The sequence below is a fragment of the Microbacterium sp. 8M genome (assembly GCF_902506375.1).
Classification (GTDB): Bacteria; Actinomycetota; Actinomycetes; order Actinomycetales; family Microbacteriaceae; genus Microbacterium.
The window spans coordinates 1235235-1256523 of record NZ_LR733284.1 but is presented as its reverse complement, the minus strand read 5'-3'; the positions used below and the strand labels follow the sequence as shown (position 1 = coordinate 1256523).

The following is a 21289-nucleotide window of genomic DNA, read 5'->3' as shown; positions in this document are numbered from 1 at the left end:
AGAACCGACACCGACGCCCCGGCGCCCTCGTGGCGACCGGGGCGTCGTGCGTTCCGACAGGAACCGCCGAGCGCCGGTCAGTAGTGCGGCGGCACCTCACGGCGCATCCGGTCGTCGTTCGGCCCCGCGCCGGAGGCGGATTCCGCCGCGCCGCTCGTCTCCCGGTCGCGCTCGTCCGGCTCGGCGTGCGTACCGGGGGCAGGGGTCAGCTGCGCGCGCCGGGATCCTCGCACCCGGACGATCCGCTGACGGGATCCCTCGGTCGCCGAGCCGTCGGCCGGGTCCTCAGGCATCGTCGACGTCGAGCGGCTGGGTGTCGCCGTCGACACGCGGCGCATCCAGCGGCACCCCGAGCACCTCGCCGATGCGGCGTGCGACGCCGGCGGGGTCGCTGTACAGATCGAATGCGTGCACGCGGATGTAGTGCCAGCCCAGGCGCCGCAGCACCTGCGGGCGCAGCCGGAGCGTCTCGCGGAGCGACTCCGGCCGCGACTCCGGGTCGGGCTCGATGACCACGGCCTTGCCCGCGTGCTGCGCGACGAGCGGCAGCAGGCCGCGGTAGTCGACGTCGACCGAGATGCCCAGCCGGCGCAGCTCCCGCGCGAGGGCGAGGGTGAGCGGATCCGCCTGGTCCTCCGCGCGCTCCTCGCGCGCATGACCGGCGAGATCGCCGAGGATCGACATGAGCGTTGCAGCGCCGTGCTCGAGGCGGCCCTCGTCGAACGACGACGGGCGGATCGACGACACGATCACCATGGAGCGGCGCGCCCGGGTCATCCCGATCGCGAGCAGCCGTTCGCCGTCGGGCGAGGACAGGTCGCCGAAGTCGCTGAGCACGCGCCCGTGCTTGGTGACGCCGAAGCCGAGCGAGAAGATGACGCGGTCACGGCTCTCCGCCGCCGCCTCCTCCAGCGTCAGGACGATGAAGGGCTCCTGCGTGTCCCTGCCGACGAACTCGGCCACGTCGCTGCGCCCGGCGAAGGCCACGGACACCGCCGCGAACACCCGCTCGGCGTGCGTGCGGCTCGCGGTGACCACCATGAGCGACTCGGTCGGGCGGTGCACGGCGTGCTCCACGACCAGCGTGACCACGCGCGCGACCTCGGCCTCGGGGCTCTCCATCGCGCCCGTGTCCGGGTTCGGGATCCCGACGCCTCCCTCGACATAGTCGACGGCGAGGGATCCGCGTCCGAGGTACGAGCCCGCCCAGGGCAGCGACACGATCTCGCCGCCGTAGAACGCGTCGTTGATGAGCGAGGCGAGGTCCTCCCCGCCGGCACGGTAGCTGCGCGTGAGGGTGACGACCGGGAGCAGCTCGGAGAGCCGCTCGAACACCGAGACCTCGTCGAAGGGCTCCTCCGGCTCATGCTCCTCGTCCGGGACCGTCGCAACCTGGAACGGCGTCGGCTTCTGCAGCACCGGGTCGCCGAACGCGACGATCTGGCGTGCGCGCCGGATGGCCGGCGTGGCCTCGGCGAGGTTGATCGCGGCGGCGTCGACGAGGATCACGGTGTCGAACTCGACCGAATCGGGCAGGTCAGGCACCTGATACGGCGACGCGATCCACACCGGCGCGAGTACGCGCATGAGCGTGGGGGCTGCGGCCATCAGCTCTGCGACCGTCGTGCGCGGCTGCGTCAGCGCGTGCCGGAGGTTCTGCGCCTCCGTGGCCTCGTCGACGATCCCGATCTTCCACTGTCCGCTGAGCTGCCAGGCCAGCAGCGGGCCCGCCGCCCCGGCGTGCGCCTCGTCGACGAGGCGGAAGTCCCGCTCCAGCTGGTCGACGACCGCGGTGTTGGCGCCGAGCAGCGACCGGTTCTGCCGCAGCGCCTGCTCGAGCAGGGACTGCCACCAGGCGTACTCCAACTCGACGCCCACCCGGTCCTCCGACAGGTGCCGGGTGGACAGGTCGAGCAGCAGCGGCTCGAGCCCGAGCGAGGCGAGCTCGTCGCGGATGCGCGCGCGCTCGATGAGGTTCTCGAAGACGTCGGACTTCGCCGCCAGGCCCGCCAGCGTGCGCAGCAGACGCGCGACCGGGAGCGTGGCGAGCGGCTCGCGGCGCCCCAGCGCCGCGTCGAGCTCGGCGAGCTGCGCATCCACCTCGCGCCAGGCCACCGAGGCGTCGGCCAGTCCCAGCGGCACCTCGGGCGCGACCCCGGCGTCGACGTAGCGCTGCCACTCGGTGCGCTGCGCCTGGATCCGCGAGAGAGCCTCGTGCATGTCGCCCACGTGGGCGCCCGGGCGCACGTACTCCTTGGCGAGCTGACGCAGGCGCCGCCGGTTCGCCCCGGTCATGGTGGGTGCGTCGCGCCGGCTGCCGTGCGCCTTGATGAGCTCGCCGAGCGGACGCTCGAACACGGCAGGGGTGAACCGGTCCAGGGAGTCGCGGACACCGCGCAGCAGCCGCAGGTATTCGCCGAGCTCCGCGATCGTCGCGAACGGCCGCATCCGCGTCTGGGCGATGAGCTCGTACCCCTGCTCCAGCAGGTCCGGCACGGTGCGGGCGTGCAGGTTCTCCGCGAGCGCGTGCACGCGATGTGCTTCGTCGGTGGACGAGAAGACCACGCCGTACCACGGCGAGTCGTCCGGGCCGAACCGGAACTCCCCCAGCCGTGCGGCCTGCGCCAGCGCCTCCGCCGCGCGGGTCCGGTCCTCCGCCAGGTTCTGCAGAGCCTGGCGTCCCAGCCGGGCGGTCGTGGTCGGCGGCACCGGCAGCAGCGCCAGCCTGGTCAGCATGCGCGTGGCGTCGAGCACGCTGGCGCCCAGCGCCGGATCCGGCTGGGTGAGCGCGCGGCGGTAGTCGAGCAGCACGGTGCGCAGGCGCACCAGGGCGTCGTCGATCTCCGCGAGCTTGGGTGCGGCGGCCTTCTCGTTGCGCCCGATCGCGCGCACCAGGTCGCGGCGCACCGACGCCGGCGACACGGCGAAGCCGTCCAGCCCGATGCCGCGGAGGCGATGCCGCACGCCGTCGAGGGTGGAGCGGCGGGGCGAGACCACGAGCACCCGGCGGCCCGCGCGCACGAGCTCGCCGATGGCGTTGATCACCGTCTGCGTGCCGCCGGTGCCGGGCAGAGTGGAGACGGTCAGCGAGTGGCCCGCGGCGATGCGGGCGAGCACCTGCTCCTGCTCGTGGTCGGCGTCCAGCAGGAGGTTGTCGGAGGCGGGCGCGCGGTCGTCCGGTCCCGCGGTCGAGGGCACCGGCCCGGGAGCGCTGACGCGTTCGCGATCGGCGGCGTGGCCGGCGAGCGCGTTCAGCATCGGATGGTCGAGGTCGTGGGCATCGCGGGCCATCGCCGTTCCGACGTCCGCGAACGTGGACACGACCATGCGCGGCTGCACCGAGAAGGTGTCGATGGACTTCGTCGCCGCCCGCAGCATGTCGATCGCCGGCTGCGGGGCGAACACGCCGTTCTGGTAGGCGAGGGCGGCGAGCCGGGCATCGTCGATCGTGATCCCGAAGTGGTCGCGCGCGATGCGGACCAGCTCGGGGTTGAGGAAGAACTGCCCGTGCAGCTTCAGTTCGTAGTCGGCGTAGTGGCGGCGGATCGCCAGGGGGCGCAGCAGCATCGGGGCGGCGTAGTCCACGCCGCCGATGCGCCAGGTGCACAGGCCCACGGCGAGGTGCACCGCGTCGAGGCCGCGCACGGTGCGCAGCTCCGTGTTCTTCGCCGTGATGCGGTCGGCCGCGAGGCGGGCGTTGCGCAGTCCCACCTCATCGCGGAACAGATTCGACAGCAGCGTGGAGCGCCCGGTGATGAACTGCGGCAGGCTTCCCGGGTGCGCACGCGAGATGTCGATCCCGCCGGCTGCGACGTCGCGGTAGGCCGTCAGCGGCGAGGGGCCGCCCAGCTCGGCGGCCTCGGCCCTCAGCCGTGCCCGCTCGGTCGTCGCGGCGTGCGCGACGCGCACCCCCGGTTCTGTCACGTCGACGTCACTGGGGGTCACGGACTTGTCCTCCGCACTCTTCCCATCACGTCGCCACACACGACAAAGACTAGGCGGGCCGACCCTGTGGAACCGTCAGATCCGCTGGGTTTTGCGGGATTCCTCCGCTTTCTTCCTCCACAGCGGGCGTTTTCCCGACGGTTCCCACCCTTTGCGTCTCCGCCGCCGCGCCTGTCGGCGACGTGCCCGAGGATGGGGACATGAGCTACCGCTACGACTTCGCCGACACCCCGTTCGGAGATGCCCTCCTCGTCTTCTCGGACGAGGGCCTGGTCGCCTTCGACCTGCCGGAGGGGATGCACCGCGAATCCCCGTGGGCGCTCGAGGCCGTCGCCCGGATGCTGCATGCGCTGCCCGAGCCCGACCCCGGCGCGAGCGCCGAGCTCGATGCACTGCTGCGCGCCTACTTCGACGGCGAGCCGATCCGATTCGACCAGGAGGTGGCCCTCGACTGGCGCCTCGCGCACGGGTTCACCCGCGCCGCCCTGCAGGCCGTGTGCGAGATCCCGTGGGGCGAGACCGCGAGCTACGGCGAGGTCGCGGCGCTCGCCGGGAGTCCCGGGGCGGCGCGCGCGGTGGGCACCGCATGCCGCACCACGCCGTTCTCGATCGTCGTGCCCGTGCACCGGGTGGTGCGCGCCGACGGCTCCCCCGGGCAGTACGGCGCGCATCCCGAGCGCAAGCGGTACCTGCTGGATCTGGAGGCCGACGCGGCCGCGCACCGTCCTCCTGTCGACGGCGTCCGCCCCGGCGTGTAGGCCGCCGGGGCGGACGCGGCTCAGTGCTCGATCGCCTTCTCCGCGCCGTAGCCGGTCAGCGAGCGCACCTCCATCTCGGCGGCGAGGCGACGGTCCTCCGTGCCGCGATCGAGCACGGACCCCAGCCAGCCCAGCAGGAAGCCGAGCGGGATCGACAGGATCCCCGGATTCTCCAGGGGCCAGATCGCGAAGTTCACGCCGGGCAGGAACGACGTCGGCTTCCCGGAGAAGACCGGTGACAGCACGATGAGGATGACCGCCGCCGCCAGGCCGCCGTACATGCTCCAGACGGCACCGCGGGTCGTGAAGCGCTTCCAGAACAGTGAGTAGAGGATCGTCGGCAGGTTGGCGGAAGCCGCGACGGCGAACGCGAGCGCGACGAGGAACGCGATGTTCTGCCCCTGCGCCCCGATGCCGCCGAGGATCGCCAGCACGCCGATGACGACCACGGTACGGCGTGCGACGCGCACCTCTCCGTTCGGATCGGCCTGGCCGTCACCGTGCCTGCCGCGCTTGACCACGTTCGCGTAGATGTCGTGCGCGAACGACGCGGCCGCGGTGATCGTGAGTCCGGCCACGACCGCGAGGATCGTCGCGAACGCCACCGCCGAGATGAAGCCCATCAGCACGGGCCCGCCGAGATGCAGTGCCAGCAGCGGCGCCGCCGAGTTCACCCCTCCGGGCGCCGTCGTGATCGTCTCCGGCCCCACCAGTGCGCCGGCGCCATAGCCGAGCACGAGCGTGAGCAGGTAGAAGATGCCGATCAGCCAGATCGCCCAGACCACCGAGCGACGGGCCTCCTTCGCGGTGGGCACCGTGTAGAACCGCATCAGCACGTGCGGCAGGCCGGCCGTTCCCAGCACCAGCGCGAGGGCGAGCGAGATGAAGTCCCACGGGTTCGCGCCGTACTTCAGACCGGGGCCGAGGATCGCATCCTTCGGCTCGGAGGTCGACGCGGCGACGGCGTTCTCCAGCAGCGTGTTCAGGCTGAACCCGTTGAGGGCCAGCACCCAGACCGTCATCGCGACCGCCCCTGCGATCAGCAGGCCCGCCTTGACGATCTGAACCCAGGTCGTGCCCTTCATCCCGCCGATGAGCACGTACACGATCATGAGCACGCCGACGACGGCGATGATGAGCGACTGCCCCAGCTTGTCGCTGATGCCCAGCAGGAGCGACACCAGACCGCCCGCGCCCGCCATCTGCGCCAGCAGGTAGAAGAAGCACACCGCGAGCGTCGTCAGCGCCGCGGCCATCCGCACCGGACGCTGCGCGAGCCGGAACGACAATACATCGGCCATCGTGAACTTCCCGGTGTTGCGCATAAGCTCGGCCACCAGCAGCAGCGCCACCAGCCAGGCCACGAGGAATCCGATCGAGTACAGGAAGCCGTCGTAGCCGTTCACCGCGATCGCGCCGCAGATGCCGAGGAACGACGCCGCCGACAGATAGTCGCCCGCGATCGCGAATCCGTTCTGCGGTCCGGAGAAGCTGCGTCCGGCCGCGTAGTAGTCGGCGGCCGTCTTGTTGTTGCGACTCGCTCGGATCACGATGAACAGCGTCACCGCGACGAACGCGAGGAACACCGAGATGTTCAGCACGGGGTTGCTCTGCTCGAGCGTGGCCCCGGCGGCGGAATGCACGCTCATGCGCCCGCCTCCGACTTCTCCAGCGTCTCCCGAATGCTCGCGGACTGCGGATCCAATCGTCGGTTCGCGAATGCGACATAGCCCATCGTGATCGCGAAGGTGGTGACGAACTGACCGAGACCGAAGAGCAGTCCCACCGTGATATCGCCCCATACGCGCTGTGCCATGAAGGCCGGTGCGAATGCGGCGAGAAGGACGTAGACGAAATACCACACCAGGAAGAGGGCGGCGAGCGGGAACACGAACGATCGATGGTCCTTGCGCAGCCGCCGGAACGGCGGGGATTCCTGCACCTGCACATAGTCGATCGCGTGCGCGCTGCGCGCGTCAGTGGACTCGGACACGGGGCCTCCTTGCCTCATATCGGTTTCCCCGGGCGCGCACCGATGCACGCCGAGGTGATACCGTCGACGCTACGAAAGGCGGGGACGCGGACGTCACCCCCGGAAGTTGGTAACCGGTGAACACCTTCGAGGCAGTCGGATCGGATGCGGACCTCGTCGCGCAGGCCGTGCGCGAACTCGTCCGCCGCACCCGCTTCCCGGTCGCGTTCGGCGGGTTGCTGTCGCGCGGCGAAGTGCCTGTCACGTCGATCATCGGCTCGCGCACGCGCAGCCTGGAGGGGCTCTGCGTGCAGCCGCAGCGCGGGCTCGGCGGGCGTGCGATGACCGAGCTGCGTCCGCGCATGACGCACGACTACGGCGCATCGCGGCAGATCACGCACGACTACGACGGGTTCGTGCTCGGTGAGGGCCTGCGCACCCTGCTGGCGATCCCGGTGATCGTGGCGGGCCGCCCGCGCGGCGTGCTGTACGCGGGCGCGTGGGACGGGCCGCCCGTGGGCGGCGTCGCCACGGCACCCGCCATGCAGATCGCCGAGGAGCTCGCCAGTGAGCTGCGCATCCGCGAGGAGGTGGAGCGGCGTCTGCGTGCGGCGGTCCCCCCGTCCCCTTCCCCGTCGCTGAGCCCCGCGCACCGCGAAGAGCTGCGGGAGAGCTTCGCCGAGCTGCGCTCGGTGGCCGCCCTCGTGGAGGATCAGGCCGTCCGGGCACGTCTCGGCGACATCGAGCGCCGGCTGGTGGCGCTCTCCTCGCCGGCGCCGCTGCCGAGTGCCTCGGACGTGCACCTGTCCCCCCGCGAGATCGACGTGCTCTCGTGCGCCGCCCTCGGGCTGACCAACGCGCAGGTCGCGGAGGAGCTGGGCTTGCGCGAATCCACGGTGAAGGCGTACCTCGGCACCGCGATGGCGAAGCTCGACGCGCCGACCCGGCACGCAGCCGTGGCGCGGGCGCGACGCGACGGGCTCATCCCCTGATCCTCATGCCCTGATCGCGGGTGCGCCGGGGAGCGGCTCTGCCCTGCTCCTGCCCAGGTGGGCGCGGTATCCTCGGACGCAGCGCGCTCGCGCACCCGGACGAGGCGGGCCAGTACCCGGACAGCGAAAAGACTGGCTCTCAGGAGGCCCGCCATGGCGTGGATCGTGCTCATCATCTCCGGAATGTGCGAAGCCGTCTGGGCGACCGCGCTCGGCAAGTCCGAAGGCTTCACCCGGCTCTGGCCCAGCGTGGTGTTCGTCGTAGGGCTCGCCGCGTCGATGTTCGGTCTGGGTTGGGCGATGCGCGACATCCCGACGGCGACCGCCTACGCCGTCTGGGTGGGAATCGGGGCGGCGCTCACCGTCGTCTGGGCCATGGTCACCGGCGATTCCGATGTGTCCTGGATCCGGATCCTGCTCATCCTCGGATTGGTCGCCTGCATTGTCGGGTTGAAACTCGTCGATCAGGGCCATTCCTGACATTCCGCATTCGAATGATTGCCAGGCGCATTTCCTGCACGTAGGTTTATGGCCATGGCACGCAAAATCGTTCATCAGCTCGTCGACGACATCGACGGTTCCATTCTCGAGGTCGGAGAAGGCGAGACCGTGCATTTCTCGCTCGACGGCTCCGCATATGAGATCGACCTGACCAGCGCGCACGCGGCGGAACTGCGCGAGGCGCTCGCACCGTACATCTCCGCCGGGAGGCGCACCCAGCGCGCGGGGAACGCGCGTCCGGCCGCGGCGTCCAAGCGCCCGAACCGCAACCCGGAGACCGCCGCGATCCGCGCCTGGGCCGGCGAGAACGGCTACAAGCTCTCCGAGCGCGGCCGCATCCCCGCCGACGTGATCGAGGCCTACCGCGCCGCGCACTGAATCCGACCCACACAGGAAGGGACCGCTCCTCAGAGTGGTCCCTTTCCGTTGTCCGGTCTTTGCGTCGTTGTCGACGGGCCTGGTTCGGGATCCGATCCTTGATCGGATCCCTTCGAGGTCGTTTTGCGCGCCCCCACGTCCCCAGGCGCTTCTCCACACGTCGCATTCGCGACGCGCGGAGCCTCTGCTCGTGCCCTCGACAGGATTCGAACCTGCGACCTGCCCTTTAGGAGAGGGCTGCTCTATCCAGCTGAGCTACGAAGGCGCAGTGCCAGTCTATCGATCGGCCGTGAGGCCTTACGCCGCCATCGCCAGATAGGGCTCCCAGCTCGGGTCGCTGCGCTCGGATCCGCGCACGGTCCACCCGGTGCCCCGCGGCGGGCCGGGCGTCAGACGCAGCTCCCACCCCATCTCCTGCGGCGTGCGATCGCTCTTCACGTTGTTGCAGCGCAGGCAGCAGGCGACGAGGTTCTCCCAGGAGTTCTTGCCTCCACGTGAGCGCGGCAGCACGTGGTCGATCGTGGATGCCGCCTTTCCGCAGTAGCCGCAGCGGTTTCCGTCACGCCGCAGCACCCCGCGTCGCGTCACGGGGGCGTGCCGCGCCCTGGGCATCCGCACATAGCGGCTGAGCACGATCACGGCGGGCCGGTCGAAGCGTCCGCTAGCCGCCCAGACGGGATCATCGTCGACGCATTCGACGACAGACGCCTTCTTGTTCATCACCAGCACGAGAGCGCGTCGGAACGACACGACCGCGAGCGGTTCATACCCTGCGTTGAGCACCAGTGTGCGCATCCTGCATCCCTTCGATCCGCCCGGGATGGCTTCCCGGGCTCTCGACCGTGCGCAGGCGGAGGGTCCGCTGGAAATGAGAACGGCGCTGTCTACGAGAGACAGCGCCGTGAGCGCACGGGAACTCCGTGCAGATCCAGCGGGCAATGCCGAAGGACGAGGCGACCGAGTGCATCCGTGGTTCGGATGGCCGGTATTCGTCCCATCGTGTTCCTCCGCCCTTGCGACGACGGGATCAGGCTAACCCATGCGAGCGCGACGACACGGAGAACTTCCGGTGAACACCGCCCGTGTCGGGTCAGAGGACGTTCGCCTCGAGCCACGCGAGGGGGTCGATCTCGGTGTTGTTGATGAGCACCTCGAAGTGCAGGCAGGATCCGGACACCCAGCCGGTGGCGCCCACGTCGCCGAGGTACTGCCCTGCCGTGACGCACTGGCCTGCGGAGACCGCTCGGTAGCTCATGTGGCCGTAGAGCGTGGAGAGCGCTCCGGAGGCGCTCAGGGCCGGGTGGGAGATCTCGATCGTCTCGCCGTAGCCGCCGTAGCCGCCCTGGGAGATGGTGACGCAGCCGTCGGCGATCGCGTAGATCGGGGTGCCGACCGGAGCGGCAAAGTCCTGTCCCATGTGGCTGCGGCCGCTGCGGGCGGCGCCGAAGCCGTCGCTGAGGGTGTAGCTGCCGGCCACCATCGGATAGATGACCTGTCCGGGCTGCGCGATGGACGGCATGCTGCTGCGGACCGAGGCGGTCATCGCCGAGGCCGAGGCGAGTGCCGCTGCCTTCGCGGCCTCGAGGGCCTTCGCCTCCTCGGCCGCCTTCTTCTGGGCGATCTCGTCGGGCGTGGTCGCGGTGAACTGCTCACGGGTGCTGGGCGCCTGCGTGGCCTCCGAGGCGACGACGATCGACTGCGCGTTGTGAGCGGCGAGCTGCTGCGCCGTCGCCGGCGACGCACCGGCCGAGGCGGGCGTGCCCGTGACCAGCGCAGGCAGAGCGATCGCCGTGACCAGCGCACCCACGGCGGCGAGGATGGCCACCGTGCGGATGGGTCGCACCACGGATCGGGCGACGGATGCCGACGTCGTGCTCCGGGTCGAGCGCGTCAGGTCGGACTTCGAGGTGTGTTCCAGTTCTCCAGCCACAGGGCTTTCCTCCAGGCCTCGGCGCCGTGCGCCGGCTCGTCCGCTTTCGCGCACGACGTCCTGCATCGTGCTCAGGGTAACCGTGACGGTGACGAACCGGGAGGCTTCCGCCGCGGCGATCGTCGGCGGGCTTCTCGCCGACGACCTCCCCGACGTTACCCGATCGTGATGATCCTGTCACCCCTGGATTCACAGAAAAGCTTCCGGGTGTTCATCCGGAAGCCCTTCCGCCGCGTGCCGGAGATCGTCCGGTGCGCCGCGATCAGCCGGCGTTCGCCGCGAGCCAGGGCTCGGGGTCCAGGACCGACCCGCCGATGCGCACCTCGAAATGGAGGTGGGACCCGTAGGAGTTGCCGGTGTTGCCGACCAGGCCGATCAGCTGTCCGGCCTGCACCTGATCGCCGGCCTCCACCATGCGGCTGCCGTAGACCATGTGCGCGTACCGGGTCTCCACCATGGTGCCGTTGAGGTCGCTCATGATCATGATCGAGACGCCGTAGCCGCCGATGCTCTCGGCCGATGCGGTCACCGTTCCCGCCGCGGCGGCGTAGATCGGCGTCCCCTCGGGCGCGATCATGTCCCAGCCCTCGTGGCCGCGGCCGGATCCGGGTCCTTCGCCGGGGGTGAAGCTCGTCAGGGGGTAGCGCACGGCGCCCGACCCGGGCGCGACCAGCGCCAGGCCCGCGATCGACGGGCGGGAGGAGACCGTCGTCGCGGCGGCGGCGGCACGTGCAGCGGCGGCTGCCTCGGCCTTCTGCTTCTCGATCTCGTCGGGGGTGGTGGCGGTGAACTGCTCGCGCGCGCTCGGCGCCTGCGTCGCCTCGGAGGCGACCACGATCGACTGCGCGTTGTCCGCGGCCAGCTGCTCGGTGGTCACGGGACCGGCGTCGGCGGGCCCGGCGGCCGACGCGAAGGCCGGAAGCGCGATGGCGGCCACCAGCGCACCGACCGCGCCCAGGGTGGCGACGGCGCGCACCGGGCGCACGAACGCCGCCGAGCGGGAACGCTCCGAGGTGCGGCTCGCCGTGGTGGTGCGCGGCGTGCTCGTGGGCTCGATCGTGGTCTCAGGCAAGGTCTGTCCTCCGGCCTCTGCGCGCTCGCGCCGGTCCGTCGTCGTCTGGTCGGTCCGTCAGGTGCGGACACACGTCTGCCCACGGCGGCGACGGGCCGATGAGGCGAGCGCGGCGGGCTCCGTCGACGGGTCGGGGACGACGGGCGCTATCGACGCTACCGGGAAGTCGCGGACCCGTCACATCGGCCCGGAGATCCGCTGAACGCTGATTTTCCGCGGATCCGACGACCGCCGTACAGGGGACGTCCAGGCTCAGGCGACGAGGAAGATATGCGACGCGAGCTCGACGGGCAGCTCGAGTCCCTCGTCCTGCCCGTCCACCTCGATGAGGACGTATCCCTCGTTGAAGCGGAACCGGCCGCGCGCTCCCGGCACGACGCCAGCCTCGCGCAGCTGCTCCAGCAGCTCCGGATCCACCTGCGCCGGCTCGGCCAGGCGGCGCACCGTGCCCTCGGTCGGCGTGCCGGCGGTGTTCATGTGCTCGACGAGACCGATCACGCCCTCATCGAAGGTGCGGGCCGGAGTTCCGCCGAGCTGGTCGAGCCCGGGGATCGGGTTGCCGTAGGGCGACTCCGTGGGGAAGCCCAGCAGCTCGACCAGGCGGCGCTCCACCTGCTCGCTCATGACGTGCTCCCAGCGGCAGGCCTCCTCGTGAACGTAGGCCCAGTCCAGTCCGATCACGTCCGACAGCAGCCGCTCGGCGAGGCGGTGCTTGCGCATCACGTCGACAGCCTTGCGGCGCCCGGCCTCGGTCAGTTCGAGCCGGCGGTCTTCGGAGACCACGACAAGACCGTCGCGCTCCATGCGACCGACCGTCTGCGACACCGTGGGACCGGAGTGCCCGAGGCGCTCGGAGATGCGGGCGCGCAGCGGGACGATGTTCTCCTCCTCGAGCTCGAGGATGGTGCGGAGGTACATCTCCGTGGTGTCGATCAGATCGGCCATGGATCCCCCTGGGTGGTCGTGCTGCGGATGCAGGAGCTGCTGTTAGGCAAGCCTACCTTCTGCGGATGAGCGCCGGCGCTGCCGGGCGACGACGGGACGCCGCGGCCCCCGCAGGCGCGTCGTGCGGCGTCACACGGGCAGGGCCGCCCCCGCGCGGACACCTAGAATCTGTGCATGGCGATCGAGATTCCCCGCGAACTTCTGCCCGTCGACGGCCGCTTCGGATGCGGTCCGTCCAAGATCCGCCCGGAGCAGGTGAGCGCTCTCGCGGCCGTCGGGTCGAGCCTGCTGGGCACGTCGCACCGCCAGGCTCCCGTGAAGAACCTCGTCCGCAGCGTCCGCGAGGGCCTGTCGTCGCTGTTCCGCCTTCCTGAGGGCTACGAGATCATCCTCGGCAACGGCGGATCCACGGCGTTCTGGGACGCCGCCGCGTTCGGGCTCATCGAGAACCGCGCCCAGAACCTCGTCTCGGGCGAGTTCGGCGGCAAGTTCGCCAAGGCCGCGGGCGCACCGTGGCTGCAGGCGCCCGATGTGCGCAGCGCCGAGCCGGGCTCGCGCGCCGAGGCCGAGGTCGTCGAGGGCGTCGACGTGTACGCCTGGCCGCACAACGAGACCTCGACGGGCGTCGCCTCGCCGATCGTGCGCGTTCCCGCCGCGGACGCGCTGACCGTGATCGATGCGACGAGCGCGGCCGGCGGCATCGACTTCGACGTCACCGAGACGGACGTGTACTACTTCGCGCCGCAGAAGAACCTGGGCTCGGATGGCGGCCTGTGGTTCGCGGCGGTCTCGCCGGCCGCGATCGAGCGGATCGAGCGCATCGCGGCCTCCGGACGGTACATCCCGGAGTTCCTGAGCCTCAAGAACGCGCTCGACAACTCGCGCCTCGAGCAGACGCTGAACACCCCCGCCCTGACCACCCTGCACCTGCTCGACTCGCAGCTGCAGTGGATCAACGGCAACGGGGGCCTCGCCTGGGCAGCCGCACGCACGAGCGAGTCCTCGCAGGAGCTGTACCGCTGGGCCGAGGAGAGCGCGGTGGCGACGCCGTTCGTGACGAACCCGGCCGACCGCTCCCCCGTGGTCGCCACGATCGACTTCGACGAGTCCGTCGATGCCGCCGCCGTGGCCAAGACGCTGCGCGCCAACGGCATCGTCGACACCGAGCCCTACCGCAAGCTCGGGCGCAACCAGCTGCGCATCGCGACGTTCGTCTCGATCGAGCCCGACGACGTGCGCCAGCTGATCCGCTCGATCGACTACGTGCTGGAGCACCGCGAGGCGTGACGCCGTAGACCGGACATGAGAAAGGGCGCCTCCCGGAGGGGCGCCCTTTCTCATGTCCGCACAGCCGGAGGATCACTCCTCCTCTGCGTCGTCCTCGTCGTCGTCGTCCGCGGCGTCGTCGTCCTCGTCGCCGGATGGCTCGTCGTCCGAGTCGCCTTCCACGGAGGCGGACTCATCGAGCTCGTCGATGTCCACGCCGTCCAGGTCGCCGGCGTGCAGCCGCGGCCGGGCGCTCTCCTCGTCGTCGTCGAGCTCGTCCTCTTCGAGGTCGTCCTCATCGAGGTCGTCGACGTCGGCGTCATCCGCATCCACGTCCACTTCGAGTTCGTCGGCGTCCTCCGGCTCCCCGTCGGCCGGGTCGTGCTGCGCGGACGCGGCGAGCTCCGCCTGGTGCGCGCGGTACTCCGCCAGGCGCTCCGCCCAGGGGACCCACTCCGGCGCGAGCAGCGCGCCCTCACCCGGCAGCAACTCGGCCTCCAGGACGGTCGGCTCCTCGTCGCCGACCTGGGCGACCGACACCGTCCAGTACCAGCCCGGATAGCCGCCGAGCCGGTTCTCGAAGCGCAGCGAGATCACGCCGTCCGCTTCCGGCAGGTAGCCCGCGGGAGGTCCCACCGTCGCCGGAGGGGTGATCTCGTGCAGCGCGGCGAGCGCCAGGTCGCGCGCACCGAGCAGCCGTTCGCTCGGAAGCGCCACGTCGAGCGGCTCGTCCGCGACGACTGCGACCTCCACGGCGGGCGCGACCGCGTCCGCCTGCGGCTCCGGCGCCGACTCGACCGCGTCGGAGTCGGTCTCAGGCATCGAAGTCCTCGGCCACGTTGCGCAGCACGGCGGCGATCTTGCGGCCGTGGCTGGACGACGGGTAGCGGCCGCGACGCAGGTCGCCGCCGATGCCGTCGAGGAGCTTGACGAGGTCCTCGACGATCACCGCCATGTCGTCCGCCGGCTTGCGCTTCGCCTTCGCCAGGCTCACCGGCGCCTCCAGCACGCGCACGGAGAGCGCCTGGAGTCCGCGCTTGCCGTCGGCCACGCCGAATTCGACGCGGGTGCCGGCCTTGACCGTGGACCCGGCGGGGAGGGACGTGGCGTGCAGGAAGACGTCCTGGCCGTCATCGGTGGTGATGAAGCCGAAACCCTTCTCGTCGTCGTAGAACCTGACCTTGCCGGTGGGCATTCCAGAAACCTCGCTGCATCGTTCGGGGAAGAAGGATCCGGCGGGATCCTCTCGGTGCGCGGGGGAACCCGCACACACCAGCCTACCCGTCGCCGAGCGGGTAGGCTGGTGGGGATGAGCACTCGGCCGCCAGCCCCCGAACCGGAGATCCGCGGGATCGATCGGTTCCTCACGTTCGGCTCGCTGACGCTCGCGGCCCTGTCGGTGCTGTGCTTCTTCACGATCATCCTCGGCACCGCCTTCGGCATGAAGCAGGCCGACTTCACGCACGGAGCCTGGCCGATCGTGGGCGTGTTCCCGTTCTGGGGCCTGCCGATCGCGTTCCTCATGATCGTCGTGCTGCTCATCATGAGCTTCGTACGGAGAGGCCGCGCAGCCCGGCGTTCCTGACGCCCTGCGAGCTGTTCTCCCATGAGCACCCACGCGCGCCTTCTCGCCGAGGCGCTGTCTGCGCGCACCGACGACCAGCTCGCCGCACTGTTCCGTCAGCGTGACGTGCGACCCGACGCGCCATGGAACGACTTCTTCGACGTCGCGGAGGCGCTGCTGGACCCGGCCTCGATCGCGAAGGTCCTCCCCCGGCTCACCCGCGCGCAGGCGACAGGACTCCTCGATGCAGCGGCGGGTGCGGACGCGGGTGCCGCCGCGGACGCTCTGCGCGCCCTCGCCCTGCTGCCGGCTGCAGAAGGGCCGCTGCCGCCGTCCGTCGCCGCCGCGGTCGCGGGGCGCACGGTGCCGCCGCCGCTGGCGGGGGCACCAGGGGAGGCGGACGAGCCCGCCGTCGCCCGGGCCGCCGAACGCGCGTTCACCACGGTCGCCACCCTCGCCGACACGCTGCTGCTGGCCGAGGAGGGCCCGCTCGCGCTGCTCGCCGGAGGCACGGTCGGCCTGTCGGAGAAACGCCGCCTCGTCGAGCGCGGACTGCCCGACGACGCGGCGCTCCTCGACGACCTGCTCGCCCTGGGCACGGGCGCGGGCCTGCTGCGGCCGATCGACCGCAGCCTGCACCTGTCCGAGGACGGCGCCGCCTGGCTTCGGCTGACCGGCCTCGATCGCTGGGTCCGGCTGGTCGAGGGCTTCCGGTCCGCGCTGCCTGAGGCGCTGCGCACGCCGGAAGGCGGCTGGATCCCGCTGCCCTCCTGGCGGGACGAGCACCCGTGGGACCCGGTATGGGTCGACCGCGCCGAGGCGCTGATCCGGCAGGCCCGGCTGCTCGGCCTCATCGCGGACGACGCGGGATCCGCCGCCGGAGACGACCACTCGGTGTCCGCGGCCGAAGCCCCGCACCCGGAGACCGCCGGCGGCGCTGCTCTCGCGGAGACGCCCTGGGCGCGCGCCCCGCGGCTCGGCGCCGACCCCGACCCGGATGCGCTGCGCACCTATGTGCCGGCCGAGGTGGACCGCATCTTCCTGCAGAACGACCTCACCGCGATCGCGCCCGGCCCGCTCCTGCCCGCCCTGGACCTGCGCCTGCGCGGGATGGCGGCACGCGAGTCGGCGAGCCAGGCCTCCTCGTACCGGTTCACGGCGGACTCCCTGAGCCGGGCGCTCTCGGCCGGCGAGACCGAGGAGGGCGTACTGGCCTTCCTCGAGGGCATCTCCCTCACGGGCGTGCCGCAGCCGCTGCGCTACCTGCTTGCACAGAGCGCGAGCCGGCACGGCCAGGTGCAGGTCGGGACGGACCCGGAGACGGGCCGCACGCGTGTGCGCAGCGCGGACGAGCACCTGCTGCGAGCGATCGACGTGGACCAGGCGCTGCGCCCGCTCGGACTCGTCCCGGAGGCGACGGCCGACGGCACCGCGGTGCTGACCACCCGCGTGAACCGCGACACCGTGTTCTGGGCCCTCACCGACGAGCACTACCCGGCGGCGCTGGTCGACGCCGACGGCGCGGTCGAGCGTCCCGTGCGCACCACCGCGGCGAGCGCGCCCACCGCCCCCGATGACAGGGCGCGCTACGCGACCCTCATCGCCCGGTTGCGCGAGGCCAAGGAGGAGAACGCCGACGCCGCCTGGCTGGAGCGCGAGCTCGAACACGCGGCCAAGCAGCGCGCGGTGCTGGCCGTGGAGGTGGCGATGCCCGACGGCACCACGCGCGAACTGGTGCTCGAGGTGACCGGCTTCGGCGGCGGACGCCTGCGCGGGCGCGATCGGGCGAGCGACGTCGAACGCACGCTGCCGATCCGCTCGATCCTCACCACCCGCGCGCTCGAGAACCCCGGATCCTGAGGCGCCTGCAGGACGGACCCGCCCGTCCGCCCGCCCCGGCACCGGCGACCGGTAGACTGGTTCGCTATGTCTGATGGCCCGCTGATCGTCCAGAGCGACCGCACCGTCCTGCTCGAGGTCGCGCATGCCGACGCCGAGAGCGCCCGGCACGAGCTCGCGATCTTCGCCGAGCTGGAGCGCGCGCCCGAGCACATCCACACCTACCGGATCACCCGGCTCGGCCTGTGGAACGCCCGGGCGGCAGGGCATACCGCCGACGACATGCTGGAGACCCTCGACCGCTGGTCGCGCTTCCCCGTCCCGCCGTCGGTGTCCGTCGACATCCGCGAGACCGTGAACCGCTACGGCCGGCTCGTGATCGAACGCGACGAGGAGGGCGCCCTCATCCTCCGCTCGACGGATCCGGCCGTGCTCACTCAGGTGGCGGGCAACAAGCGGATCCAGCCGCTTCTCATCGGGCACCCTGCCCCCGACACCTATGTCGTGGACGCCTGGGCGCGCGGCCAGATCAAGCAGGAGCTGCTGAAGATCGGCTGGCCCGCGGAGGACCTCGCCGGCTACACCCCGGGCACTCCGCACGAGATCACGCTGGCCGAGGACGGCTGGACGATGCGGCCGTACCAGCAGCAGGCGGTCGACGCGTTCGCGAAGGACGGATCCGGCGTCGTGGTGCTCCCCTGCGGCGCCGGCAAGACGATCGTCGGCGCCGGCGCGATGGCCGCCACGAAGACGACGACGCTCATCCTCGTCACGAACGCCGTCTCCGCCCGGCAGTGGCGCGACGAGCTCATCAAGCGCACCAGCCTCACCCCCGAGGAGATCGGCGAGTACTCGGGGCAGATGAAGGAGGTCAAGCCCGTCACGATCGCGACCTACCAGATCCTCACCGCGAAGCGGAAGGGGCAGTACGCCCACCTGAGCCTGCTCGACGAGATGGACTGGGGCCTCGTGGTCTACGACGAGGTGCACCTGCTGCCCGCCCCCGTGTTCAAGCTCACCGCAGACCTGCAGGCACGGCGCCGGATCGGCCTCACCGCGACGCTCGTGCGCGAGGACGGCCGCGAGGGCGACGTGTTCAGCCTCATCGGCCCCAAGCGCTTCGACGCGCCCTGGAAGCAGATCGAGGCGCAGGGCTTCATCTCCCCCGCCGCCTGCTACGAGGTGCGCGTCGACCTGCCGCCGGACGAGCGGCTCGAGTACGCCGCGGCCACCGACGACGAGCGCTACCGCCTGGCGGCGACGGCGCCGGCGAAGATCACCGCGGTGCGCGAGCTCATCGCGAAGCACGCCGGTGAGCGGATCCTCGTGATCGGACAGTATCTCGACCAGCTCGAGGAGCTGTCGGCGGCGCTCGACGCACCGTCGATCACCGGTGCCACACCGGTGGACGAGCGCGAAGAGCTGTACCGGCAGTTCCGCGAGGGCGAGATCGAGCTGCTCGTGGTGTCGAAGGTCGCGAACTTCTCGATCGACCTGCCCGAGGCGTCGGTCGCGATCCAGGTCTCCGGATCCTTCGGCTCCCGTCAGGAGGAGGCGCAGCGCCTGGGCCGGCTGCTGCGTCCGAAGCAGTCGGGCCACACCGCGAGCTTCTACACGCTCATCGCGCGCGACACCGTCGACCAGGATTACGCACAGAACCGGCAGCGCTTCCTCGCCGAGCAGGGCTACAGCTACACGATCATGGACGCGCACGAGCTCGAGGCGGCCTGAGCCCCGTTCGGTCCGCGCCGGATCGGACGAGCTCGCGCCGCGGCTGGGAACGCATCACCGCTGCGGAGCCGTCGTCAGCGGCCGCCAGTCCACGACGGGGATGAGCTGCCGGATCGCCGTGTCCGCGGACAGCCGGCCCACGGCGCCGATCAGCGCATCGCGCAGGGCCCGCGCGGCCGGGTTGCGCAGCAGCGCCATCGCACCCATGCGGTGCGAGCGCCGCACGACGTCGGCGGTCCGCGTCCGCCGTGCAGCGGTGTAGTCGGTCAGTGCGTCCGAGCGGTCCACGGCGTGGGCGAGCACGACGGCGTCCTCGATCGCCTGGCAGGCGCGAGCCCGCCCAGGCCCGCTCCGATCACGATCGCCCGGCGCGTTTGCATGATGCTCTCCTCGTCCGTCCGCTCGGCGTGCCCTACCTGGCCGTGGCGATGATGCACACCGCGAGGCAGGGGAAGAAGACCAGCGCCGAGAACAGCATGTGGAACCTCGTGCGGCCGCCGAGCCGTCCGGCGAGTGACACGCGTGCCGCGGGGATGTAGTCCCGCAGTCCCGGATTCGCCTCACCCCGCAGGGCGCGAGCACGCCGCACCATGGTCGCGTCGCCGAAGCCGATGAACAGCACGAGCACCACGAACCCCGCCCAGCCCCACGCCACGGCACCCGTGACGATGAAGACGACCCAGAGCACCGCGAACGCGATCATCGCCGTCACGTGCGTCAGGATGAGACCGGCGTTACTGCCCTTCGCGTGCCGCACCCACGAGACGAGCAGCGACGCTCCGACCGCCGCCTGGATCGTCCACGCGGCGAGCACGATGTAGTCCATGCGCACACGCTACTACTTTCGTAGTGCAATGTCACTATGGACGTAGTGATACGCTCTCCGCATGGCCACAACCCGCGAACGCGCCCTCGAGGCGGCCGTCCGGCTCGTGGGCGAACAGGGCGTGCGCGCCCTCACGCATGCCCGGGTCGACGCCGCCGCAGGACTGCCGAAGGGATCCACGTCGAACTGGTTCCGCACCCGGGATGCGCTCATCGCCGGCGTCCTGGTGTGGATCGCCGAGCGTGAGCGGGCCGACCTCACCGCGGCGATGAACCCCGTCGAGAACGGCGAGGAACTCATCGACGTGCTCACGCGCCTGCTCGAGGACGTGACCGGCCGGCACGCAGCTCGCACCCGCGCGCGGTATGCGCTGTTCCTCGAAACCGCTGCCGCGCCGGACGCCCAGCCGTCGATGCGCGACCAGCGGTCCCAGTTCGAGAGCTGGACCCGCGACCGGCTCGCGCTCCTCGGCGCGCCCGAGCCCGACGTCGCCGCCCGCGCGCTGCTCGCCATGAGCGCCGGCATCATCGTGAACCGTCTCACCGTGGCGCCCGACGCACCGATCCGGCCCGCGATCGAACTGGTCGTGCGCGCCGCGCTCACCGTGCCCCGAGCCGAGCCGGCCGACGCATCCTGAGCCGGCCGACGCGTCCTGGGCCGAGCCGGCCGACGAGGGTCAGCCCTCCCGCTGCTCCCCCGGCTTCAGCCCGCAGCGCCAGCACGGAGCGGCGGGGTCGTCGAGCAGCGCGCCGCACTCCGGGCACACCTTCGACAGCCAGCAGGCGGCGTCGCCGCCCTCCTCGTCCTCCATGGACCGGATGCTATCGCGGGGTCAGGCGAGAGGATCCGCTCCGACGGATCCGGATCCTCGCTCACGGCCTCTCGACGGCTCAGCTCTGCGGGATGACCGTCAGCACGCGGACGGTGTACTCCGCGAAGGCGGTCATGAACTGGCGCAGGAAGTCCTCCGTACCGGGATTCGTGACCCGCCCCTCGTCGTCGACGAGGCCCGGCGTGTACTGGATGTACGCCTCCGGGGCGGACATCTGCCGCGCGTTCAGGAAGCTCAGCGTGCTGCGCAGCGACTGCTGGCCCACGGCGGTGCCGATCGCGCCCGACGAGGCGCCGATCACGCCGACCGGCTTGTGCGCCCACACGTTCTGCCCCCACGGCCTGCTGCCCCAGTCGATCGCGTTCTTCAGCGCGCCGGGCAGCGAGCGGTTGTACTCGGGCGTGACGAACAGGAGCGCGTCCGCGCTCGCGACCGCATCCTTGAAATCGAGCGCGACCTGGGGATAGTCGGCATCGAAGTCGCGGTTGTAGAGCGGGAGGTCGGCGTAGGAGATCTCGAAGAACTCGAAGCCCTCGGGCGCCAGACCGGTCAGCGCGTTCGCGAGACGACGGTTGATGGACTCCTTCGAGAGGCTGCCGATGATGACGCCCACCTGGTACGGACCCTCGTGCTCGATGATGTCGATCTTCATGCGTTCACTCTGCACCCAGGGGCTCCGCTTCGCCAGGGAATAGCCCGCAATCAGCCCGAACACCGATCCGGTCACCATAATGGGGG

General features: G+C 71.1%; 23 protein-coding genes, 1 tRNA gene and 1 riboswitch. Of the genes, 9 read left to right on the top strand and 15 right to left on the bottom strand.

The window, feature by feature from the left end:
- Positions 1-77: 77 nt before the first annotated feature.
- Positions 78-293: a hypothetical protein gene (locus AERO9AM_RS05965; protein WP_159575320.1), complete on the bottom strand. Its 216-nt coding sequence runs from the start codon at positions 291-293 to the stop codon at positions 78-80.
- Positions 286-3945 (bottom strand): AAA family ATPase, encoded by a 3660-nt coding sequence (locus AERO9AM_RS05960; protein ID WP_236602504.1) that lies wholly within the window; start codon positions 3943-3945, stop codon positions 286-288. The genes AERO9AM_RS05965 and AERO9AM_RS05960 overlap by 8 nt, the downstream gene beginning before the upstream one ends.
- A 200-nt stretch (positions 3946-4145) precedes the next feature.
- Between AERO9AM_RS05960 and AERO9AM_RS05955 the strand changes: the two genes are divergently transcribed.
- Positions 4146-4703: a methylated-DNA--[protein]-cysteine S-methyltransferase gene (locus tag AERO9AM_RS05955; protein ID WP_159575318.1), complete on the top strand. Its 558-nt coding sequence runs from the start codon at positions 4146-4148 to the stop codon at positions 4701-4703.
- Between the two features lie 20 nt (positions 4704-4723).
- On the opposite strand, the gene AERO9AM_RS05950 is transcribed toward AERO9AM_RS05955, so the two are convergent.
- Together AERO9AM_RS05950 and AERO9AM_RS05945 are read right to left on the bottom strand one after the other, a co-directional pair.
- A complete protein-coding gene (locus AERO9AM_RS05950) occupies positions 4724-6352 on the bottom strand; it encodes a solute symporter family protein (RefSeq protein WP_159575317.1) in 1629 nt (542 codons plus the stop codon).
- Positions 6349-6714, bottom strand: a complete 366-nt coding sequence (locus AERO9AM_RS05945; RefSeq protein ID WP_159575316.1) for a DUF485 domain-containing protein — start codon at positions 6712-6714, stop codon at positions 6349-6351. The genes AERO9AM_RS05950 and AERO9AM_RS05945 overlap by 4 nt, the downstream gene beginning before the upstream one ends.
- 98 nt (positions 6715-6812) lie before the next feature.
- Between AERO9AM_RS05945 and AERO9AM_RS05940 the strand changes: the two genes are divergently transcribed.
- From AERO9AM_RS05940 to AERO9AM_RS05930, 3 genes are all read left to right on the top strand, one after another.
- Positions 6813-7667: a LuxR C-terminal-related transcriptional regulator gene (locus tag AERO9AM_RS05940; RefSeq protein ID WP_159575315.1), complete on the top strand. Its 855-nt coding sequence runs from the start codon at positions 6813-6815 to the stop codon at positions 7665-7667.
- Positions 7668-7743: 76 nt separating this feature from the next.
- Positions 7744-7809: riboswitch (guanidine-III (ykkC-III) riboswitch) on the top strand.
- Between the two features lie 11 nt (positions 7810-7820).
- Positions 7821-8147: a DMT family transporter gene (locus AERO9AM_RS05935; protein WP_159575314.1), complete on the top strand. Its 327-nt coding sequence runs from the start codon at positions 7821-7823 to the stop codon at positions 8145-8147.
- Between the two features lie 54 nt (positions 8148-8201).
- Positions 8202-8546 carry a histone-like nucleoid-structuring protein Lsr2 gene (locus AERO9AM_RS05930; protein WP_159575313.1) on the top strand — a complete coding sequence of 115 codons (345 nt, stop codon included), beginning with the start codon at positions 8202-8204 and terminating at the stop codon, positions 8544-8546.
- 191 nt (positions 8547-8737) lie between these two features.
- Here AERO9AM_RS05930 and AERO9AM_RS05925 read toward each other — a convergent pair.
- From AERO9AM_RS05925 to AERO9AM_RS05905, 5 genes are all read right to left on the bottom strand, one after another.
- Positions 8738-8811: transfer RNA gene (locus AERO9AM_RS05925), tRNA-Arg, on the bottom strand.
- Positions 8812-8843: 32 nt separating this feature from the next.
- Positions 8844-9341 (bottom strand): HNH endonuclease, encoded by a 498-nt coding sequence (locus tag AERO9AM_RS05920; protein WP_159575312.1) that lies wholly within the window; start codon positions 9339-9341, stop codon positions 8844-8846.
- A gap of 295 nt (positions 9342-9636) precedes the next feature.
- Complete coding sequence (locus tag AERO9AM_RS05915; RefSeq protein ID WP_236602502.1) at positions 9637-10476, bottom strand: M23 family metallopeptidase; 840 nt, start codon at positions 10474-10476, stop codon at positions 9637-9639.
- A 262-nt stretch (positions 10477-10738) separates the two neighbouring features.
- A complete protein-coding gene (locus tag AERO9AM_RS05910; RefSeq protein ID WP_236602501.1) occupies positions 10739-11548 on the bottom strand; it encodes a M23 family metallopeptidase in 810 nt (269 codons plus the stop codon).
- A 252-nt stretch (positions 11549-11800) separates the two neighbouring features.
- Positions 11801-12493, bottom strand: coding sequence for a metal-dependent transcriptional regulator (locus AERO9AM_RS05905; RefSeq protein WP_159575310.1), 693 nt, complete (start codon positions 12491-12493; stop codon positions 11801-11803).
- 174 nt (positions 12494-12667) lie between these two features.
- On the opposite strand from AERO9AM_RS05905, the gene serC reads away from it, so the two are divergent.
- Positions 12668-13780: a phosphoserine transaminase gene (gene serC, locus AERO9AM_RS05900; protein WP_159575309.1), complete on the top strand. Its 1113-nt coding sequence runs from the start codon at positions 12668-12670 to the stop codon at positions 13778-13780.
- A gap of 72 nt (positions 13781-13852) precedes the next feature.
- On the opposite strand, the gene AERO9AM_RS05895 is transcribed toward serC, so the two are convergent.
- Both AERO9AM_RS05895 and AERO9AM_RS05890 read right to left on the bottom strand, forming a co-directional pair.
- Entirely contained in the window at positions 13853-14581 is a 729-nt protein-coding gene (locus tag AERO9AM_RS05895; RefSeq protein WP_159575308.1) for a DUF3027 domain-containing protein, read from the bottom strand.
- Positions 14574-14954 (bottom strand): cold-shock protein, encoded by a 381-nt coding sequence (locus tag AERO9AM_RS05890; RefSeq protein ID WP_159575307.1) that lies wholly within the window; start codon positions 14952-14954, stop codon positions 14574-14576. Before AERO9AM_RS05890 ends, AERO9AM_RS05895 begins: the two co-directional genes overlap by 8 nt.
- 114 nt (positions 14955-15068) lie before the next feature.
- Here AERO9AM_RS05890 and AERO9AM_RS05885 point away from each other — a divergent pair, with 114 nt between their 5' ends.
- From AERO9AM_RS05885 to AERO9AM_RS05875, 3 genes are all read left to right on the top strand, one after another.
- A complete protein-coding gene (locus tag AERO9AM_RS05885) occupies positions 15069-15344 on the top strand; it encodes a multidrug ABC transporter ATPase (protein WP_159575306.1) in 276 nt (91 codons plus the stop codon).
- Positions 15345-15365: 21 nt separating this feature from the next.
- Positions 15366-17183: a helicase-associated domain-containing protein gene (locus AERO9AM_RS05880; RefSeq protein ID WP_159575305.1), complete on the top strand. Its 1818-nt coding sequence runs from the start codon at positions 15366-15368 to the stop codon at positions 17181-17183.
- Between the two features lie 66 nt (positions 17184-17249).
- Positions 17250-18893 carry a DNA repair helicase XPB gene (locus AERO9AM_RS05875; RefSeq protein ID WP_159575304.1) on the top strand — a complete coding sequence of 548 codons (1644 nt, stop codon included), beginning with the start codon at positions 17250-17252 and terminating at the stop codon, positions 18891-18893.
- Positions 18894-18947: 54 nt separating this feature from the next.
- Here the strand turns inward: AERO9AM_RS05875 and AERO9AM_RS05870 are convergent, their stop codons facing one another.
- Entirely contained in the window at positions 18948-19196 is a 249-nt protein-coding gene (locus AERO9AM_RS05870; protein ID WP_159575303.1) for a hypothetical protein, read from the bottom strand.
- A gap of 109 nt (positions 19197-19305) precedes the next feature.
- Complete coding sequence (locus AERO9AM_RS05865; protein WP_159575302.1) at positions 19306-19719, bottom strand: hypothetical protein; 414 nt, start codon at positions 19717-19719, stop codon at positions 19306-19308.
- 61 nt (positions 19720-19780) lie between these two features.
- On the opposite strand from AERO9AM_RS05865, the gene AERO9AM_RS05860 reads away from it, so the two are divergent.
- Positions 19781-20356 (top strand): TetR/AcrR family transcriptional regulator, encoded by a 576-nt coding sequence (locus AERO9AM_RS05860; protein WP_159575301.1) that lies wholly within the window; start codon positions 19781-19783, stop codon positions 20354-20356.
- A 39-nt stretch (positions 20357-20395) separates the two neighbouring features.
- Here the strand turns inward: AERO9AM_RS05860 and AERO9AM_RS17565 are convergent, their stop codons facing one another.
- Positions 20396-20530 carry a hypothetical protein gene (locus AERO9AM_RS17565; RefSeq protein WP_268892338.1) on the bottom strand — a complete coding sequence of 45 codons (135 nt, stop codon included), beginning with the start codon at positions 20528-20530 and terminating at the stop codon, positions 20396-20398.
- Between the two features lie 79 nt (positions 20531-20609).
- Positions 20610-21203: an NADPH-dependent FMN reductase gene (locus AERO9AM_RS05855; RefSeq protein WP_159575300.1), complete on the bottom strand. Its 594-nt coding sequence runs from the start codon at positions 21201-21203 to the stop codon at positions 20610-20612.
- Between the last annotated feature and the right edge of the window lie 86 nt (positions 21204-21289).

Bases quoted from the DNA above. Each gene is read 5' to 3' on its own strand.
- AERO9AM_RS17565 (WP_268892338.1), bottom strand. From the start codon at position 20,530: ATGGAGGACGAGGAGGGCGGCGACGCCGCCTGCTGGCTGTCGAAGGTG.
- AERO9AM_RS05890 (WP_159575307.1), bottom strand. From the start codon at position 14,954: ATGCCCACCGGCAAGGTCAGGTTCTACGACGACGAGAAGGGTTTCGGC.
- AERO9AM_RS05860 (WP_159575301.1), top strand. From the start codon at position 19,781: ATGGCCACAACCCGCGAACGCGCCCTCGAGGCGGCCGTCCGGCTCGTG.
- AERO9AM_RS05965 (WP_159575320.1), bottom strand. From the start codon at position 293: ATGCCTGAGGACCCGGCCGACGGCTCGGCGACCGAGGGATCCCGTCAG.
- AERO9AM_RS05885 (WP_159575306.1), top strand. From the start codon at position 15,069: ATGAGCACTCGGCCGCCAGCCCCCGAACCGGAGATCCGCGGGATCGAT.
- AERO9AM_RS05920 (WP_159575312.1), bottom strand. From the start codon at position 9,341: ATGCGCACACTGGTGCTCAACGCAGGGTATGAACCGCTCGCGGTCGTG.
- AERO9AM_RS05955 (WP_159575318.1), top strand. From the start codon at position 4,146: ATGAGCTACCGCTACGACTTCGCCGACACCCCGTTCGGAGATGCCCTC.
- AERO9AM_RS05880 (WP_159575305.1), top strand. From the start codon at position 15,366: ATGAGCACCCACGCGCGCCTTCTCGCCGAGGCGCTGTCTGCGCGCACC.
- AERO9AM_RS05950 (WP_159575317.1), bottom strand. From the start codon at position 6,352: ATGAGCGTGCATTCCGCCGCCGGGGCCACGCTCGAGCAGAGCAACCCC.
- serC (WP_159575309.1), top strand. From the start codon at position 12,668: ATGGCGATCGAGATTCCCCGCGAACTTCTGCCCGTCGACGGCCGCTTC.
- AERO9AM_RS05875 (WP_159575304.1), top strand. From the start codon at position 17,250: ATGTCTGATGGCCCGCTGATCGTCCAGAGCGACCGCACCGTCCTGCTC.
- AERO9AM_RS05930 (WP_159575313.1), top strand. From the start codon at position 8,202: ATGGCACGCAAAATCGTTCATCAGCTCGTCGACGACATCGACGGTTCC.
- AERO9AM_RS05935 (WP_159575314.1), top strand. From the start codon at position 7,821: ATGGCGTGGATCGTGCTCATCATCTCCGGAATGTGCGAAGCCGTCTGG.
- AERO9AM_RS05945 (WP_159575316.1), bottom strand. From the start codon at position 6,714: ATGAGGCAAGGAGGCCCCGTGTCCGAGTCCACTGACGCGCGCAGCGCG.
- AERO9AM_RS05895 (WP_159575308.1), bottom strand. From the start codon at position 14,581: ATGCCTGAGACCGACTCCGACGCGGTCGAGTCGGCGCCGGAGCCGCAG.
- AERO9AM_RS05855 (WP_159575300.1), bottom strand. From the start codon at position 21,203: ATGAAGATCGACATCATCGAGCACGAGGGTCCGTACCAGGTGGGCGTC.
- AERO9AM_RS05905 (WP_159575310.1), bottom strand. From the start codon at position 12,493: ATGGCCGATCTGATCGACACCACGGAGATGTACCTCCGCACCATCCTC.
- AERO9AM_RS05865 (WP_159575302.1), bottom strand. From the start codon at position 19,719: ATGGACTACATCGTGCTCGCCGCGTGGACGATCCAGGCGGCGGTCGGA.